The organism is Acidovorax sp. SUPP3434, from assembly GCF_030159015.1.
Lineage (GTDB): Bacteria > Pseudomonadota > Gammaproteobacteria > Burkholderiales > Burkholderiaceae_C > Paracidovorax.
In genome coordinates, this window is record NZ_BQXL01000018.1 from 15,926 (window position 1) to 31,742 (window position 15,817).

The following is a 15,817-nucleotide window of genomic DNA, read 5'->3' on the forward strand; positions in this document are numbered from 1 at the left end:
CCCGTTCGGCATGGCGGCCTGTCCTTCACTGCTTTCGGAATCTCCATGCGCACGCCTTTCGAACTCATCACCGCCCACTACGCCGCCTCCGCCCGCCAGGACATCGCCGCCATGATGGCCGACATGGCGCCCGACGTGCAGTGGACCGAAATGGCGGGTTTTCCATGCGCGGGCACCTGGGTGGGGCCTCAGCAGGTGATCGACAGAGTTTTCAAGGTGCTGGGCGCCGACTGGATCGGCTACCGCTTCGATCTGGAGACGTTGATCGATGGCGGCGACCGCATCGTGGGCGTCGGCAGCTACTCGGGCACCCATGGCCGCACGGGCAAGGCCATGCAGGTGCGGGCGGCGCACGTGTGGCAGGTGCAGGGCGAGCGAATCGTGCGCTTCGAGCAGTTCACCGACACCCTGCTGGTCGATCGTGCGATGGCCTGATTCCGGGCGCGAAAGCGATGCCCCGGTAGATGCTATTAAATTAATAGCTACATGCCCTAGGTATTATTGCGGTGGAGCCCGATTGGGGCATGCATCCAAAAGCCAGAGGCATGCCCGCCTGCGCCGCCCTCACTCCGAGAACGACGGCACCGCCACCGGCAGCGTCGGCGCCACCCAGCGGTAGCGGTCGTCCAGCACGTTGCGCTCCGGCATGGCACCGGCCCAGCCGATGTGCAGCAGATCGGCCAGGGTCCAGGCCGCCCAGTCGGCGCGGAACGGCCGCTGCGCCGTGGCGGCGGACACCGGCTGCGCCGCCGCGCTGCGCCAGATCACCGTGGGAATGCGGTAGCCCGAGGCGGTCGCGGGGCTGTGGCCCGCACGGTCGCTGCCGTGTCCGACCTCCTGGCCGTGGTCGGACAGGTACATCCACGCCCGGGACTCGCCGGGCCGCGCCCCGGCGCGCGCCAGCTGCAGCGTCTCGGACACCACGAAGTCGTGGTACAGCAGGGCGGCGTCGTACTGCTGGCGGTAGCGCCGCACCCAGGCCGAGCGGCCCTGGCCGGCCAGTTGCGCCTCGACCGCGTCCACGTGGTCGTCGAACGGGTTGTCGCCGCTCGGAAAGCGCAGCCGGTAGTGCGGGTGCGCGCCCATCAGGTGCACCACGATCAGCTTGCGCTCGGCAGGGTCGTCCAGCGCCTCCTGCACGCAGTCCAGCAGCTCGCCGTCCAGCGAGGCGCCCGCGCGGCCCGGCGTGCGGTTGACCATGTCCACCACGTCGGCCAGGCGCGCATGCTGCTGCTCGATCGCCACGTCGTCGTGGTTGCTCATCCACCAGACCTTGTAGCCCGCGGCGCGGGCCAGCGCCAGCACGTGCTGGCCGTCGGCCCGGCCCGGCTGCCCGAAGCCGAAGATGTTGGCCAGCGCGGGCAGCGTGCTGGCATCGACCGACCACGCATGGCGCAGCACGGCCATCTCCCCGCCCAGCACGCGCTGCTGCGCCTCCAGGCGCGGCGTGGTGGAGCGCGCGTAGCCGTACAGGCCCAGGTTGTCGCGGTTGATGCTGTCGGTCACCACCAGCACCACGGTGGACGGGCCGGCGCGCGTGATCGCGGGCGCCGCCTGCCGCGCCCGCTCCAGCAGGGCGCCGCGCTGGCGCTCCTGGTCGGCCCAGCCGCTGCGCAGGCCGTGGACCGCCGCGTTCCAGTGCATCCAGTAGGCGACCGGGTGCAGCCGGCGCCACGGCTTGCTGGCATAGCCCAGGGCGCTGAGCGCCAGCAGCGCGCACAGCAGCGCCACCAGGCTTCGCGGCCAGCGCACGGCGGTGCGCAGGCCCCGGCGCGCGCTGCGGCCCACCAGCCACGCGGCGACCACCAGCGCCGCCGACCACACGGCCACCGAGCGCCAGTGCATCGACAGGTATTCGGCGCTCTCGCGGCCCGTGGTGTTGGCGGCCGCGCCGAGCACCAGCGTGCTGTCGGGCGCGGCCTGGTAGGCGTCCAGCAGATACGCGCGTGCCACGCCGTCGAGCGCGAAGGCCATGGCCCACAGCCACACGGCGGCGGTGCGCAGCCGGTGCACGGCGTCGCTGCGCACCGGCCAGGCCAGCCACAGCAGGGCGGGCAGGGCCAGCGCCATCAATTGCGCCACGCGGCGGCCATCGTGCCCGAGGGCCACCAGCGCCAGCACCGTGGCGGTGGCCAGGCCCAGGGCGCGCAGCGCCTGCCGCGGCGCGGGCGGCGGGGCCGCTGAAAAGGAGGAAGGGTCTGGCACGTTCGGGATCCGGCTCGTCGGGGTGGCGCGGATTCTGACAGCGGGCCAAGCCCCCGCACGCGCCAGGGCCGGCACGGCCCCAGGCCGGCAGGGGCTTCTATAATCCGCGCTCCCTTGGGGAGTAGCCGGCTTTCGTGCCATGTCTTTCGAGCGTTGTACGAAGGCGCCTGCGTCAACACACTCGGCATGCTGCATGCCGTGGCGCCGGCAACCGTTGCGGTTGGCGAGACCATCGGCATGCCACCGCGACGAAAGGTCGGGCAGCGGGGGCGTGCCTTTGCGCTCGCCCGGCCGTACAACGACGTCCCCACCATGAATTTCGCCTCCACCGCCTTGCTCGCGCTGGCCATGTCCACCGACGCCTTCGCCGCCGCCGTCGGCAAGGGCAGCGCCCTGCAGAAACCCCGCTGGTCCGAAGCCCTGCGCACCGGCGCCATCTTCGGCGTCATCGAGGCCCTCACCCCGATCGCCGGGTGGGCACTGGGCTACGCCGCCTCGGGCTACGTGAAGGAGTGGGACCACTGGATCGCGTTCACGCTGCTGACCATCCTCGGCCTGCGCATGGTGTACGCGGCGTTCCAGGCGCCCGATGCCGAAACCGAAAAACCCGCCCGCCACGGCTTCTGGCTGCTGGCCGTGACCGGCTTCGCCACCAGCATCGATGCGATGGCCGTGGGCGTGGGGCTGGCGTTCCTCGACGTGGGCATCCTGCCCGTGGCGGCCGCCATCGGCCTGGCGACCTTTGCCATGGTCACGATCGGCGTGATGGTCGGCCGGGTGCTGGGAAACATCGCGGGCCGCTGGGCCGAGGCCGTGGGCGGCGTGCTGCTGATCGGCATCGGCTCGGTGATCCTCTACGAGCACCTGACCACGTTCTGATCCCGGCCCGCGCTACCCTTGCCGCATGACCCGTTTTTCCGACACCACCACCGCCCTCGTGCAACTGGCCACGCTGGACTCCGCCCTGGCCCGCTGCCGCGCCCCGGGCGGCAGCGCCACCGACCTGAGCGCCACGGCCCGCGCGCAGGACGCGCTGCTGGCCGCCCTGCCCCCGCGCTATGCCGAGGTGCTGCACGGCCTGCTCGACCGCCTCGAATCGAGCGCGCTGTTTTCCGAGGAAAGCTGCTCGTTCAGCCAGAAGGACCTGCTGGACAGCCTGCAGCAGTGGGTGGACAAGGCCGGGGACGTGCTGCGCCAGGCGGGCTGACCGGGCCGGCCACCGCGCCCCGTCCACCGCCCGGTCACCGCTCGGCGCAGCCCGCCCACTTCTCCCGGGCGATGTAGGCGCGCACGCCCAGGCCCAGGAACGGCGCGGGCGGCATGCGCGCAGGGGTGCCCAGCGCCAGGGCGTCGGCGATCAGCGGATGGTCCTGGCCCAGCGCCAGATCGGCCGCGAGCGCGCCCAGCACCGTGTGCTTGACGATGCCCACGCCGTTGCAGCCCGCCACGCCGTGCACGTTGGGAGCCAAGCGCCCCCAGCGCGGCGCGCCGTTGCGCGTGATGGCGATGGCGCCTTCCCAGAAATGCGCGAGCGGCACGTCGGCCAGCTGCGGAAACCGCGCATCGAACACGGCCCGGTGCGCGCGCCGCACGCGCTCGCGAACGGCGGAGGCCACGCGAAAGCGCGGCGCGTATTCGAAGCCCTGGCGCACCAGCAGGCGGTGGTCGTCGGTGTAGCGCAGCGTGGCGCCGGCCACGGCGTTCACCGGCGTCACGCCCCAGCCCTGCGGTGCGCCCAGGCGCTCGCGCTGCGCGGGCGTGAGCGGCGCGCTCAGCGAGCCGAACGTGGCCAGCGGAAAGGTCTCGCCCTGGAACAGGCCGAGCTGCTGCGCAAAGGCGTTGCTGGCCACGATGAGCTGCGGCGCCTCGATGCGCCCCTGCGTGGTGTGGGCCACCACCGCGTGCGGGGCGATGTCCAGCGCGTGCACGGGCGTGTTCTCGTACAGCGCGACCTGGGCGGGCAGCGCATCGGCCAGGCCCCGGCACAGCGCGGCCGGGTTGAGCAGCACCGTGCCCGGCGTGTACAGCCCGGCGGCGAAATAGCGCGTGCCCAGGCGCGCGGCGAGCGCATCGCGGTCCAGCCGTTCGTGCGGCTCGCCCAGTGCGCGCAGCTCCTGGGCATGGTGGTCCAGCGTGCGCCCGGCCGCGGGCGACACGGCACAGTGGTACTTGCCCGCGCGGCGCCACTGGCAGTCGATGGCGTGCGCGGCGATGTGCCGCTGCAGATCGGCCATGCCGGCGGCCAGCAGGCGCTGGTAGTGCGTGGCCTGGCGCAGCTCTTCGAGCGAACTGCCCACGTTGTGCGGCACGTCGATGGCGAAGCCGGAGTTGCGGCCCGAGGCGTTGTCGCCCACCATGCCCGCATCGACCAGCACCACGTGCGCGTGCGGGCGCAGCTCGGCCAGGCGGCGCGCCGCGGCCAGGCCCGCGCAGCCGGCGCCCAGCACCAGCCAGTCGGCCCGCACGGGGCCCTGTAGCGCCGGACGCGGCGCGCGCGCCGGCAGGATGGCCGACCAGCCGTTGGTGGCATCGTCGGCCGGCAGGCGCAAGGGAGTGGGACGCGGTGTCGGCAAGGCGATCGAAAGGCGCTGCGGGCGCTCAGCGCGCCCCGCAGGCCTTGCACAGCTGCAGCGCCAGCCGCTGCAGCGCCTGCCAGCCATCGGCGGGCCAGTCGGGCGCCTTGAGGCCCTTGACGATGCCGTCCACCGTGTGCGCGGACTGCAGCAGCCGGGCCGCGGCGGCGTCGGAAAAGCGCGGCGCGATGCGCTCGAACAGGCGCTCCTTGGGGCCCCAGATGCGGTTTTCGCGCAGGGCAATGGGCAGGGGCTTGCCGGCGTTGAGCGCGTCCTTCACGCGCTTCAAGGCGCGGATGTCCTCGGCCAGCGCCCAGTGCACCAGCACTTCGGCCTCGCCCTCGGCCTGCAGGCCATCGAGCATGCGCTGCACCCGGGCCACCTGGCCCGAGAGCACCGCCTCGGAGAGCTTGAACACGTCGTAGCGCGCCACGTTGAGCACCGCCGCCTCGACCTGCGCCCACGACAGCTCGCCGGGCGGGTGCAGCAGCGCGAGCTTGGCGATCTCCTGGTGCGCGGCGAGCAGGTTGCCTTCCACGCGGTCGGCGAAGAACTGCAGCGTGCGCTGGCCCTCGTCGCCGCCGGCCACGCGCTGGCCCTGCAGCGACAGGCGCTGGGCGATCCACTGCGGCAGCGCGGCGCGCTCCACCGGGTCGATCTGCACCGAGATGCCTCTGCCGTCCAGCGCACTGAACCAGCCCCCGGTGCGGGTGGCCTTGTCCAGGCGCGGCAGCAGCACCAGGGTGAGCGTGCTGTCGTTGCCCTGCGCGGCCTCGGCGATCTGCTGCAGCGCGGCGCCGCCGTCCTTGCCGGGCTTGCCCGAGGGAATGCGGATCTCCACGATCTGCTTGTCGGCAAAGAGGGAAAGCGAGCCGCCGGCCGCCAGCACGGCGCTCCAGTCGAAGTGCGCGCCGGCCACGGTGTGGCTGCTGCGCTCGGTGTAGCCCTGGGCCCGCGCCGCCGCGCGGATGGCGTCGGCCGCCTCCTGCTGCAGGAGCGGCTCGTCGCCATGCAGGGTGTAGAGCGACCGCACGCCCTTTTGCAGGTGCGCGGCGAGCTGGTTCAGAGCGACTTGCATGGGAGCGGCCTGGGCAGGATCTTTGAACGAAACAGGCCGAACGCCCTAGAAAAACATGCGGCTGCAGCTATCAAATCAATAGCAATCGAGGCATCAGCCATCAAACCGGGCGCGCCGCGGCGAGCCGGCGCAGCAGCTGCTGCACGAGGTCGGTCTGCATGTTGCGGTACAGCAGCGCCTCTTCGGCCTCCTTGGCGAGCGCGATGCTTTCGTTGTAGCTCACGTCGCGCTGCTGCAGCAGCTCGGTGTCGGGGATCAGCTCCGCGCCTTGCTGGTTGCGCAGGCGAAAGTGGATGCGCAGGCGCAACTGCAACTCGCGCACCTGGCCCGAGGCGTTGTAGCCCACCACCACGCGCTCACGCTGCTCGGACAGCAGCTCGAAAATGGCGTCGGCCGTCGTCTTTTGCGTGGGATCGCGCAGCACCGTGAGGTTGCCGCCCGCGCCCTGCAGGGTGCGCTGCAGCTCGCGCGCCAGGGGCGAGCCGCCGCCCGCCTCCACGTAGAGCGAGCGGAACTGGAACTCGGGCGCGCGGCGCAGGTGAAAGCCGCAGGCGGCCAGGGGCGCCACGGCCAGCAGCGACAGGAGGGTGCGTTTTTGCATTGTCAGATGACCACGTTGACCAGGCGGCCCGGCACGACCACGATCTTCTTGGGCGTGGCGCCGTCCGCCTGCTTGACGAAAGCCTCGCTCGCGAGGGCGGCGCGCTCGATCTCGGCCTTGTCGGCCGAGGCGGGCACGCGGATGGAGCCGCGCAGCTTGCCGTTGACCTGCAGCATCAGCTCCAGCTCGTCCTGCACCAGCGCATCGGCATCGGCCTGGGGCCACGGCGCATCGAGCAGGTCGCCCAGCGCGCCGGCGTAGCCCAGGCCGCTCCACAGGCTGTGCGCGATGTGCGGCGTGGCCGGGTACAGCACGCGCAGCAGGATGCCGAAGCCCTCGATCAGCGCCACGGGGGCGCCGGCGCTGTCCAGGGCCTTGAAGTCCTCCAGCGCGTTGATCATCTTCATCGCGCCCGAGACCACGGTGTTGTACTGCATGCGCTGGTAGTCGTAGTCCACCTGCTTGAGCACGGTGTGGATCTCCAGCCGCAGGGCCTTGGCCTCCTTGCCGAAGGGCACGTCCTTCAGGGTGGTGGCGCCGGCCACGCTGGCCAGCGCCGCGTCCTTGTCGAGGGCCGCGAGCTTGAGGCCGAAGTTCCACACCCGGCGCAGGAAGCGGTAGCTGCCCTCCACGGCCGCGTCGTTCCACTCCAGCGTGGCCTCGGGCGGCGCGGTGAACATGGTGTACAGGCGTGCGGTGTCGGCGCCGTAGCGCTCGATGAGGTCCTGCGGATCGACGCCGTTGTTCTTGGACTTGGACATGGTGCCCACGCCCTCGTAGTCGATGGCGGTGCCCGCGGGCAGGCCGCCGACGGCGTTCTTGAGCTTCGCGCCCACGATCTTGCCGCCCTCGTCCACCACGTGCTCGACGTCGTGCGGCCAGAAATACTCCTTGCCGCCCTGCTCGGTGCGGCGCGAGTAGATGTGGTTGAGCACCATGCCCTGCGTGAGCAGCTTGGTGAAGGGCTCGTCGATCTTCACCAGGCCCAGGTCGCGCATCACCTTGGTCCAGAAGCGCGCGTAGAGCAGGTGAAGAATCGCGTGTTCGATGCCGCCGATGTACTGGTCCATCGGCATCCAGTAGTCGGCGCCCTCGGCCACCATGGCCTCGGTGTTCGCCGGGTCGCAATACCGCATGAAGTACCACGAGCTGTCCACGAACGTGTCCATGGTGTCGGTCTCGCGGCGCGCGGCCTTGCCGCAGACCGGGCAGGTCACGCCGGCGTGGAAGCCCTCGTGGTGGTGCAGCGGATTGCCCGAGCCGTCCGGCACGCAATCGGTGGGCAGCACCACCGGCAGGTCCTTCTCGGGCACGGGCACGGCGCCGTGCTCGTCGCAGTGGATGATGGGGATCGGCGTGCCCCAGTAGCGCTGGCGCGAGACGCCCCAGTCGCGCAGGCGCCAGGTCGTGCGGGTCTCGCCCAGGCCCTTTTGCGCGAGCGCATGCGCCACGGCCTGCACGGCCTCGGGGTAGGACAGGCCGCTGAAGCTGTCGGAGTTGACAGTGACGCCGCGCTGCTTGTCGCCGTACCAGTCCTGCCAGTGGTGGTAGTCGAAGGTCTCGCCATCGACCAGCACCACCTGCTTGATGTCGATGCCGTACTTGAGCGCGAAGGCGAAGTCGCGCTCGTCGTGCGCGGGCACGCCCATCACGGCTCCGTCGCCATAGCCCATGAGCACGTAGTTGCCGATCCACACGGGCACTTCCTCGCCGGTGATCGGGTGCGTGACCACGAGGCCGGTGGGCACGCCCTTCTTTTCCTGCGTGGCCAGTTCGGCCTCGGTGGTGCCGCCGCTCTTGCACTCTTCGATGAAGGCGGCGATGGCCGGATTGCCCTGCGCCGCGCGCGCGGCCAGCGGGTGCTCGGGCGCCACGGCGCAGAAGGTCACGCCCATGATGGTGTCGGCGCGCGTGGTGAAGACGTACATGCGCCCGTCGCCGATCAGCGTGCCGTCGGCCGCGCGGATGTCGTGCGGGAAGGCGAAGCGCACGCCCTCGCTCTTGCCGATCCAGTTCTCCTGCATGAGCTTGACGCGCTCGGGCCAGCCGGGCAGCTGGTCGCCGGTGACGAAGCCCAGCAGCTCTTCGGCGTAGTCGGTGATCTTGAGGTAGTAGCCCGGGATCTCGCGCTTTTCCACCGTGGCACCGGTGCGCCAGCCCTTGCCGTCGATCACCTGCTCGTTGGCCAGCACCGTCTGGTCGACCGGGTCCCAGTTGACGACCTGGGTCTTGCGGTAGGCAATGCCCTTTTCCAGCATCTTGAGGAACAGCCACTGGTTCCAGCGGTAGTAGCTCGGGTCGCAGGTGGCGACCTCGCGCGACCAGTCGATCGCCAGGCCCATCGCCTGCATCTGCTTTTTCATGTACGCGATGTTGTCGTACGTCCACTGCGCGGGCGGCACGCCGTTCTTGAGCGCCGCGTTCTCAGCCGGCAGGCCGAAGGCGTCCCAGCCCATCGGCATCAGCACGTTCATGCCCTTCATGCGCAGCTGGCGCGCGAGCATGTCGTTGATGGTGTAGTTGCGCACGTGGCCCATGTGCAGCTTGCCGCTGGGGTAGGGCAGCATGGAGCAGGCGTAGAACTTCTTCCGGTCCGCATCCTCGATCACGCGGTAGGCATCGGTGGCCGTCCAGTGGCCCTGCGCGGCGCGCTCGACTTCGGTGTGGTTGTATTTGTCTTGCATGGGTTGGCGGGGCCGCGGCGGTGCGGCCAGGAAAGAAAGTGAGCGGGGTGTCAGCCGGGGATTTTAGGCGCGATGCCGGCCGCGGGCGGCGCGAAGCGTTACACGGTGCGCGGCCTCGGCTGGCGCAGGGCCCGGCCGGTCAGCGGGCAGCGGCGGGAGAGGCTGGAACTGCGGAAGGGGCGGCCGGCGCGGCCGGGTCCGCCACGAAGCCGATGCGCCGCAGGCCCGCGGCATTGGCCGCCCCCATCACCTCGACCACCCGGCCATACGGCACGGCGGTGTCGGCGCGCAACTGCACCTCGGTGTCGGGCTGCTCCCTGGCCAGCTGCGCGAGGCGCGCGGCCAGCGCCTGCGGGGCGAGCGGCACGTCGTCCAGGTAGGCCTGGCCCTCCTTGTCGAGCACCACGGTGACCGACTGCGGCGGCGCGCCGGGCGTGGCGCCGTCGGCGCGCGGCAGGTCCAGCCGGATCGAGCTGGCCAGCAGCGGCGCGGTCAGGATGAAGATGACCACCAGCACCAGCATCACGTCCACCAGCGGCGTCATGTTGATGTCGCTCATGGGCTGCGGCCCGGTGGTGCGTTCGAGTCGGCCGAATGCCATGGCGCGTGCGGGGCGGGAGTCCGTCGCCGGTCAGTCGTTCGCCGCGGCGGGCGGAGCGATGCCGGATTCGTCCAGCACCAGCTCGCGCAGGTCGCGCGCGAAGCCTTCCAGGTCGGCCTCGGTGCGGCCGATGAAGCGGCCGAACACGTTGTAGGCCAGCACGGCGGGAATGGCCACGGTCAGGCCGGCAGCGGTCATGACCAGCGCCTCGCCCACCGGGCCTGCCACGCGGTCGATGGTGATCTGCCCGGCCCCGGCCATGGCGGTGAGCGCATGGTAGATGCCCCACACGGTGCCCAGCAGGCCCACGAACGGCGCGGTGGAGCCCACGGTGGCCAGCAGCACCTGCCCGAACTGCAGCCGGCCCAGCACGCCGTGCAGCGCATCGCGCAGGCCGCGCGTCAGCTGCTGGGACAGGCTGCCGCGCGCGGCCAGCGTGGCGGGGGCCTGGTTGGCACCGGCCACGGCGCTGGCCGCCTGCACCAGCGGCATCACCAGGCCATCGCGGTCGAAGGCGGGCAGGCGCTCGGCCGCCAGGGCGATCGACGGGGCCTGCCAGAAGGCGGCGATGGCGCGGGCCGCATCACGGCGGGCACGGCGCATCAGCAGGGCCTTCCAGACGATCACGACCCAGCTGGCGACCGACATGGCCAGCAGCAGCAGCGCGCTGATCTGGGTGACCGCGTCGCCCTGACGCCACCAGTGCAGGCCGTCCATCGCGTGCGCGCCGGCCGTCAGGCCGCGTTCAGGCCCAGCACGTCGAACATGTCGAACAGGCCGGTCTGGTGCGCGGCGAGGAATCGCACGGCGCGCAGGCTGCCCTGGGCATAGGTCGTGCGGCTGGCGGATTTGTGGGTGATCTCGATGCGCTCGCCGGTGCCGGCGAACAGCACGGTGTGGTCGCCCACGATGTCGCCGCCGCGGATGGCGGAAAAGCCGATGCTCGACGGATCGCGCTCGCCCGTGATGCCCTCGCGGGCATAGACGGCGCAGTCCTTGAGATCGCGCCCCAGGGCCTGGGCGATGACCTCGCCCATCTTGAGCGCGGTGCCCGAGGGCGCATCCACCTTGTGGCGGTGGTGGGACTCGATGATCTCGATGTCGTAGCCCGTGGACATGGCCTTGGCGGCCAGTTCCAGCAGCTTGAGCGTGACGTTCACGCCCACGCTCATGTTGGGCGACAGCAGGATGGCGGTGCGCACGCTGGCAGCGGCGATCTCGGCCTTTTGCGCGTCGGACAGGCCGGTGGTGCCGATCACCATCTTGACGCCCGTCTCGGCGCACACCGCCAGGTGGGCCATGGTGCCCTCGGGGCGGGTGAAGTCGATCAGCACGTCCGCATGGCGCAGGCCTTCGCGCACGTCGGCCGTGATGGCCACGCCGCTGGCATGGCCCAGGAAGGCGGTGGCGTCGGAGCCGATGGCGGGACTGGCCGCCACGTCGAGCGCGCCGGCCAGCACGCATTCGCCGCCGGTGTCGCGGATGGCTTCGATCAGCATGCGCCCCATGCGGCCGGAGGCCCCGGCGACGGCCACGCGGCAAGGGGTGGAGGGGGATGCGTTCGGGGAAGTGGTGGCGGTCATGGAAAGATCAGCGGCTAAGCCGCAGGGCCGGTGCGCACCAGGCCCTGGCCGGCGGAAATCAGCGGGTCGACGATTCCAGCGGCGGGTAGCTGGATGGCGGCGTGGGCACGGGCGAATCGGCAGGTTCGGGCAGCGTGGCCGGTTTGGGGAACTTGGCCAGCTGGGCCTCGGTCGCCTCCAGCACCGGCACCTTGTTCTTCGGGGTGCGGGTGCCCAGGGTGGCGACGAACTCGGCCTCGGTGGGCATCTCGTCGCCCTCGGCGCGCTCGAACACGTCGCCGTTGAAGAACACGGTCAGCTTGCGCGACTGCACCTCGACGCCGGGGCGCTTGAGCGTGAAGACGTATTCCCAGCGGTCGGCGTGGAACAGGCTGGTCACCAGCGGCGTGCCGAGGATTTCCTTGACCTGCTGGCGCCCCATGCCGGGCTTGAGCGCCTCGACCTGCTCGCGGGAGACGAAGTTGCCTTGAACCACGTCCACCTTGTAGGGAGTGACCAGGCTGGCGACGCGGTTGCTGGCGCTGTCGAAGCTGCCGCAGGCCGTCAAGCTGGCGCCGATCAACAGGGTCAGGGCCCAACGGGCGCTGCAGCGGGCGGAAACGGACATGGAGTTAGGCATAGGCGATATGATCCGACCCATTGTAGCGGCAGCTTCTCCCGGGCTTTGGCACGCTGGTTTGGTACACGGAAACCCCTGTCATGACGAACATCGACGAACTCAAGAGCACCGGCCTGAAGGCGACCCTGCCGCGCCTGAAGATCCTCGAGATCTTCCAGAAGGGCGCGCAGCGCCACATGACCGCAGAAGACGTGTTCCGCGTGCTGCTGCAGGAGCGCTCGGACATCGGCCTGGCCACGGTGTACCGCGTGCTCACGCAATTCGAGCAGGCGGGCATCCTGAACCGCAGCAACTTCGAAAGCGGCAAGGCGGTGTACGAGCTCAACGAGGGCCAGCACCACGACCACTTCATCTGCACGGTCTGCGGCAAGGTCGAGGAGTTCTACGACCCCGAGATCGAAAAGCGCCAGCAGCTGGTAGCCAAGTCGAAGGGCTGGGTGGTGCAGGACCACTCGATGGCGCTGTACGGCCAGTGCGCCACCTGCGCCAAGCTGGCCACCACGCAGCACCGCTGAGCGAGAGGTGCGCGCCGCCCGGCGGGCCCGGGGCGCGGCACGACGATCAGGAGCCGTCGCGCTCCATGGCGCGACGGTGCCGCTCCACGAATTCCTGGTAGGTGTCGATCCCGCGCAGGTTCAGGATGGTGTTGCGCACGGCCGCCTCGACCAGCACGGCGATGTTGCGGCCCGCCACCACCTGGATCACCACCTTGAGCACCGGCACGCCCAGCACGTCCTGCGTGAGGGGCTCGTAGGGCATGCGTTCGTAGTCGCGCTCCAGCGTTTCCTTGCGCACCAGGTGCACGATGAGCTTGAGCCGCATCTTGCGCCGCACGGCGGTCTCGCCGAAGATCGCGCGGATGTCCAGCAGGCCGATGCCGCGCACCTCCAGCAGGTTCTGCAGCAGGTCGGGGCACTTGCCTTCGATGGTGGTCTGGTTGATGCGGAACAGGTCCACCGCGTCGTCGGCCACCAGGCCGTTGCCGCGCGAGATCAGCTCCAGGCCCAGCTCGCTCTTGCCCAGGCCCGACTCGCCGGTGATCAGCACGCCCAGGCCCAGGATGTCCATGAACACGCCGTGCATGGTGGTGCGGTCGGCGAAGTGCTTGGACAGGTAGGCGCGCAGCACGTCGATGACGAAGGCCGACGACTCGTGCGTGGAGAACATCGGTATCTGCGCGCGCTCGCACATGGACAGCAGCGCATCGGGCGCGACCTGGCTGTCGGCCAGCACCAGCACGGGCGGCTCCAGCGTGACGATGCGGGCGATGCGGCGCTTGCAGTCCTCGGGCGTCGCGTTGGTGAGGTAGGCGGTTTCGCGCTCGCCCAGAATCTGCACCCGGTAGGGGTGGATGTAGTTGAGGTAGCCCACCAGGTCGGCGCCGGAGCGCGCGGAGCGCACGGCCACCTCGTCGAAGCGCCGCTCGGAGGCCCCGAGGCCGGCGACCCATTCCCACTTCAGCGGGCCGCGGAACTCCTCGAACAGGACATCGGCGCTGACGACGTTGGGTTTCACGGAAGGTTCAGCGTTCGCAGCGGCGGCGGGGTCAGGCGGTGGCCTGGGCGGACTGCCAGCCGGCGATCAGGCCGTGCAGCTCGGCGGCATCGGTGCTGCCCTTGATGCGCTCGCGCAGCGAGCCGTCGCTCAGCAGCTCGGCGATCTCGGAGAGGATCTCCAAGTGCTTTTGCGTGGCCGCCTCGGGCACCAGCAGGAAGATCAGAAGCCCGACGGGCTGCTCGTCCGGCGCATCGAAACCGATCGGGTGGGCCAACTGGAAGACGGCGGCCATCGGCGCCTTCAGGCCCTTGATGCGGCCATGCGGGATGGCGACACCGTGGCCCAGTCCCGTGGAGCCCAGCCGCTCGCGGGCGAAGAGGCTGTCGGTGATGAGGGCGCGCGATAGGCCGTGCTGGCTCTCGAACAACAACCCTGCCTCTTCGAAAGCGCGCTTTTTGCTGGTGGCGTCGACGCTCACGAGCACTTGAGCGGCAGGCAGGATGGAGGCAAGACGGTTCATGGTGAAGGGTTGCGATTATGCACCCCCTAGCATAAACCCTGAGCACTTTGAGGGGGGCATAAAAAAACCGCCCCTGAGGGCGGCGTGGCGAAGGGCCTGGCTGCTCAGGCCCCGGCACCCATCAGGCCACCAGCTCCCGCTTGATGGCGCCATGGTGGTGATTCTGGATGCGGTCCTTGTGGCGGACCACCTGGCGGTCCAGCTTTTCCACCAGGTCGTTCACGGCCACGTACAGGTCGGAATGGGAACTCTCGGCGAACAGATCACTGCCTTTCACATGCACGTTGCATTCCGCGCGCTGGCGTTTTTCCTTCTCCTTTTGCTTCTCGACGGTGAGCAGCACCTTGACGTCGACCACCTGGTCGAAATGCTTGCTGATGATGTCCAGCTTTTCCGTCACATGGGCGCGCAATGCGGGAGTTACTTCGAGGTGGTGACCGCTGATCGTCAGGTTCATAAAACTGGCCTCCTGGGCTTGCGTTGAAGAAGCGCCGTCCTCAAAGGTCTGGTGGAAGGACGGCCCGGCGAAAGGTCAACTCATGCATGTGTTGGATTCACTATGCGCCCGCCCCCGGGCAATTGCAAACGCATACCGAAGTCGGCTGTCGGGTCTTGGGCCCCGAGGTGCCAAGGGCCGAAAAACGGCGCAAAATAGCCTGGCTTTGCTCCGCGGCACACAGCGCAGACGCCTTCGCGGGGCGCACCGCCGGCACGGCGCCCTGCCGACGCAGTGGCCCGCCGTCCGCTGCGGTTCCGGCCCACGCCCCTCCCTCCCGACCTCCCTGCACCGGCCATCCCGGCACGCGCCCTAAAATCGCGGGCTGGCCGGCCCTGCCGCCGAAAGCCGCGGCTTTCCCGTTCGCAATCGCTTCACCCACCATGACCCTGCCCCTTTCCTCCGCACTGCACACCTCCGCCCTCACGTCCCTGCCGCTGCTCGCGCGCGGCAAGGTGCGCGACAACTACGCCGTGGGCGACGACCGCATCCTGATGGTGGCCAGCGACCGCCTCTCGGCCTTCGACGTGATCATGGGCGAGCCGATTCCGGGCAAGGGCGAGCTGCTCACGCAGATGGCGCTGTTCTGGTTCGACAAGCTGGGCCACCTGTGCCCCAACCACCTGACGGGGGACGATCCCGAGAGCGTGGTGACGCCGGACGAGGCCCCCCAGGTGCGCGGCCGCTCGATGCTGGTGCAGCGCCTGCAGCCGATCCCCGTGGAGGCGGTGGTGCGCGGCTACCTGGCCGGCAGCGGCTGGAAGGAATACCAGGAATCGCGCGCCGTGTGCGGCGTGCAGCTGCCCGAGGGCCTGACCAACGCGGCCAAGCTGCCGCAGCCTATCTACACCCCGGCCGCCAAGGCCGCGATGGGCGAGCACGACGAGAACATCACCTTCGAGCGCACGGTAGAGATGATCGGCATCGAGCTGGCCACGAAGATCCGCGACCTCAGCATCGCCATCTACCAGGAGGCCGCGGCCATCGCGCTGGAAAAGGGCATGATCATTGCCGACACCAAGTTCGAGTTCGGCCTGGCGCCCGACGGCACGCTGGTGCTGATGGACGAGGTGCTCACGCCCGACAGCTCGCGCTACTGGCCCGTGGAAGGCTACGAAAGCGCTCTGGCCGCCGGCGAGAACCCACCCAGCTACGACAAGCAGTTCGTGCGCGACTGGCTGGAGCAGACGCAGATCAACGGCAAGCCCTGGAACAAGACCGCGCCCGCCCCGCGCCTGCCGCGCGAGGTGGTCGAGAAGACCGCCGCCAAGTACCACGAGGCGCTCGAGCGCCTGGTGGGCTGAACAGCCCTGCCGCACGCGCCAGGGGACGCAGCGGCATCCCGGCGGCCCGTGCGGCC

General features: G+C 70.1%; 17 protein-coding genes and 1 riboswitch. Of the genes, 5 read left to right on the forward strand and 12 right to left on the reverse strand.

Annotated features, from left to right (window positions below):
* Positions 1-45: 45 nt before the first annotated feature.
* A complete protein-coding gene (locus tag AVKW3434_RS20615; protein ID WP_284407315.1) occupies positions 46-435 on the forward strand; it encodes a nuclear transport factor 2 family protein in 390 nt (129 codons plus the stop codon).
* A gap of 129 nt (positions 436-564) precedes the next feature.
* Here AVKW3434_RS20615 and AVKW3434_RS20620 read toward each other — a convergent pair whose 3' ends face one another.
* Complete coding sequence (locus tag AVKW3434_RS20620) at positions 565-2,205, reverse strand: sulfatase-like hydrolase/transferase (RefSeq protein WP_502869139.1); 1,641 nt, start codon at positions 2,203-2,205, stop codon at positions 565-567.
* Positions 2,206-2,319: 114 nt separating this feature from the next.
* A riboswitch (yybP-ykoY riboswitch) is annotated at positions 2,320-2,502 on the forward strand.
* A gap of 15 nt (positions 2,503-2,517) precedes the next feature.
* On the opposite strand from AVKW3434_RS20620, the gene mntP reads away from it, so the two are divergent.
* Both mntP and AVKW3434_RS20630 read left to right on the forward strand, forming a co-directional pair.
* On the forward strand, positions 2,518-3,084 hold the full coding sequence (gene mntP / locus AVKW3434_RS20625) for a manganese efflux pump MntP (RefSeq protein WP_284407316.1): 567 nt from the start codon (positions 2,518-2,520) through the stop codon (positions 3,082-3,084).
* A 25-nt stretch (positions 3,085-3,109) separates the two neighbouring features.
* Positions 3,110-3,412 carry a hypothetical protein gene (locus AVKW3434_RS20630; RefSeq protein ID WP_284407317.1) on the forward strand — a complete coding sequence of 101 codons (303 nt, stop codon included), beginning with the start codon at positions 3,110-3,112 and terminating at the stop codon, positions 3,410-3,412.
* A gap of 34 nt (positions 3,413-3,446) precedes the next feature.
* Here AVKW3434_RS20630 and AVKW3434_RS20635 read toward each other — a convergent pair whose 3' ends face one another.
* The 8 genes from AVKW3434_RS20635 to AVKW3434_RS20670 all read right to left on the reverse strand — a co-directional run bounded on the left by AVKW3434_RS20635 (position 3,447) and on the right by AVKW3434_RS20670 (position 11,932).
* Positions 3,447-4,754, reverse strand: coding sequence for an NAD(P)/FAD-dependent oxidoreductase (locus tag AVKW3434_RS20635; RefSeq protein ID WP_284407318.1), 1,308 nt, complete (start codon positions 4,752-4,754; stop codon positions 3,447-3,449).
* Positions 4,755-4,803: 49 nt separating this feature from the next.
* The gene (gene holA / locus AVKW3434_RS20640; protein ID WP_284407319.1) at positions 4,804-5,856 is read right to left on the reverse strand and encodes a DNA polymerase III subunit delta; all 1,053 of its coding nucleotides are present in this window, start codon (positions 5,854-5,856) and stop codon (positions 4,804-4,806) included.
* A gap of 100 nt (positions 5,857-5,956) precedes the next feature.
* Complete coding sequence (locus tag AVKW3434_RS20645; RefSeq protein WP_272566755.1) at positions 5,957-6,457, reverse strand: LPS-assembly lipoprotein LptE; 501 nt, start codon at positions 6,455-6,457, stop codon at positions 5,957-5,959.
* 2 nt (positions 6,458-6,459) lie between these two features.
* The gene (gene leuS / locus AVKW3434_RS20650; protein WP_284407320.1) at positions 6,460-9,141 is read right to left on the reverse strand and encodes a leucine--tRNA ligase; all 2,682 of its coding nucleotides are present in this window, start codon (positions 9,139-9,141) and stop codon (positions 6,460-6,462) included.
* 139 nt (positions 9,142-9,280) lie between these two features.
* Entirely contained in the window at positions 9,281-9,742 is a 462-nt protein-coding gene (locus tag AVKW3434_RS20655) for an ExbD/TolR family protein (RefSeq protein WP_284407321.1), read from the reverse strand.
* Positions 9,743-9,772: 30 nt separating this feature from the next.
* Positions 9,773-10,459, reverse strand: coding sequence for a MotA/TolQ/ExbB proton channel family protein (locus tag AVKW3434_RS20660; RefSeq protein ID WP_284407322.1), 687 nt, complete (start codon positions 10,457-10,459; stop codon positions 9,773-9,775).
* A gap of 17 nt (positions 10,460-10,476) precedes the next feature.
* On the reverse strand, positions 10,477-11,325 hold the full coding sequence (gene dapB, locus AVKW3434_RS20665; protein ID WP_284407323.1) for a 4-hydroxy-tetrahydrodipicolinate reductase: 849 nt from the start codon (positions 11,323-11,325) through the stop codon (positions 10,477-10,479).
* Between the two features lie 58 nt (positions 11,326-11,383).
* The gene (locus tag AVKW3434_RS20670; protein ID WP_284407324.1) at positions 11,384-11,932 is read right to left on the reverse strand and encodes an outer membrane protein assembly factor BamE; all 549 of its coding nucleotides are present in this window, start codon (positions 11,930-11,932) and stop codon (positions 11,384-11,386) included.
* Positions 11,933-12,024: 92 nt separating this feature from the next.
* Here AVKW3434_RS20670 and fur point away from each other — a divergent pair, with 92 nt between their 5' ends.
* A complete protein-coding gene (gene fur, locus AVKW3434_RS20675) occupies positions 12,025-12,459 on the forward strand; it encodes a ferric iron uptake transcriptional regulator (RefSeq protein WP_272566748.1) in 435 nt (144 codons plus the stop codon).
* A gap of 46 nt (positions 12,460-12,505) precedes the next feature.
* On the opposite strand, the gene hprK is transcribed toward fur, so the two are convergent.
* The 3 genes from hprK to hpf form a co-directional block, all read right to left on the reverse strand.
* Entirely contained in the window at positions 12,506-13,459 is a 954-nt protein-coding gene (gene hprK / locus AVKW3434_RS20680; RefSeq protein ID WP_272566747.1) for an HPr(Ser) kinase/phosphatase, read from the reverse strand.
* A gap of 31 nt (positions 13,460-13,490) precedes the next feature.
* Positions 13,491-13,961: a PTS sugar transporter subunit IIA gene (locus tag AVKW3434_RS20685; protein ID WP_272550568.1), complete on the reverse strand. Its 471-nt coding sequence runs from the start codon at positions 13,959-13,961 to the stop codon at positions 13,491-13,493.
* A 121-nt stretch (positions 13,962-14,082) separates the two neighbouring features.
* The gene (gene hpf, locus AVKW3434_RS20690; RefSeq protein WP_272566746.1) at positions 14,083-14,418 is read right to left on the reverse strand and encodes a ribosome hibernation-promoting factor, HPF/YfiA family; all 336 of its coding nucleotides are present in this window, start codon (positions 14,416-14,418) and stop codon (positions 14,083-14,085) included.
* A gap of 422 nt (positions 14,419-14,840) precedes the next feature.
* Here hpf and AVKW3434_RS20695 point away from each other — a divergent pair, with 422 nt between their 5' ends.
* Positions 14,841-15,761 carry a phosphoribosylaminoimidazolesuccinocarboxamide synthase gene (locus AVKW3434_RS20695; RefSeq protein ID WP_284407325.1) on the forward strand — a complete coding sequence of 307 codons (921 nt, stop codon included), beginning with the start codon at positions 14,841-14,843 and terminating at the stop codon, positions 15,759-15,761.
* Positions 15,762-15,817: the final 56 nt, after the last annotated feature.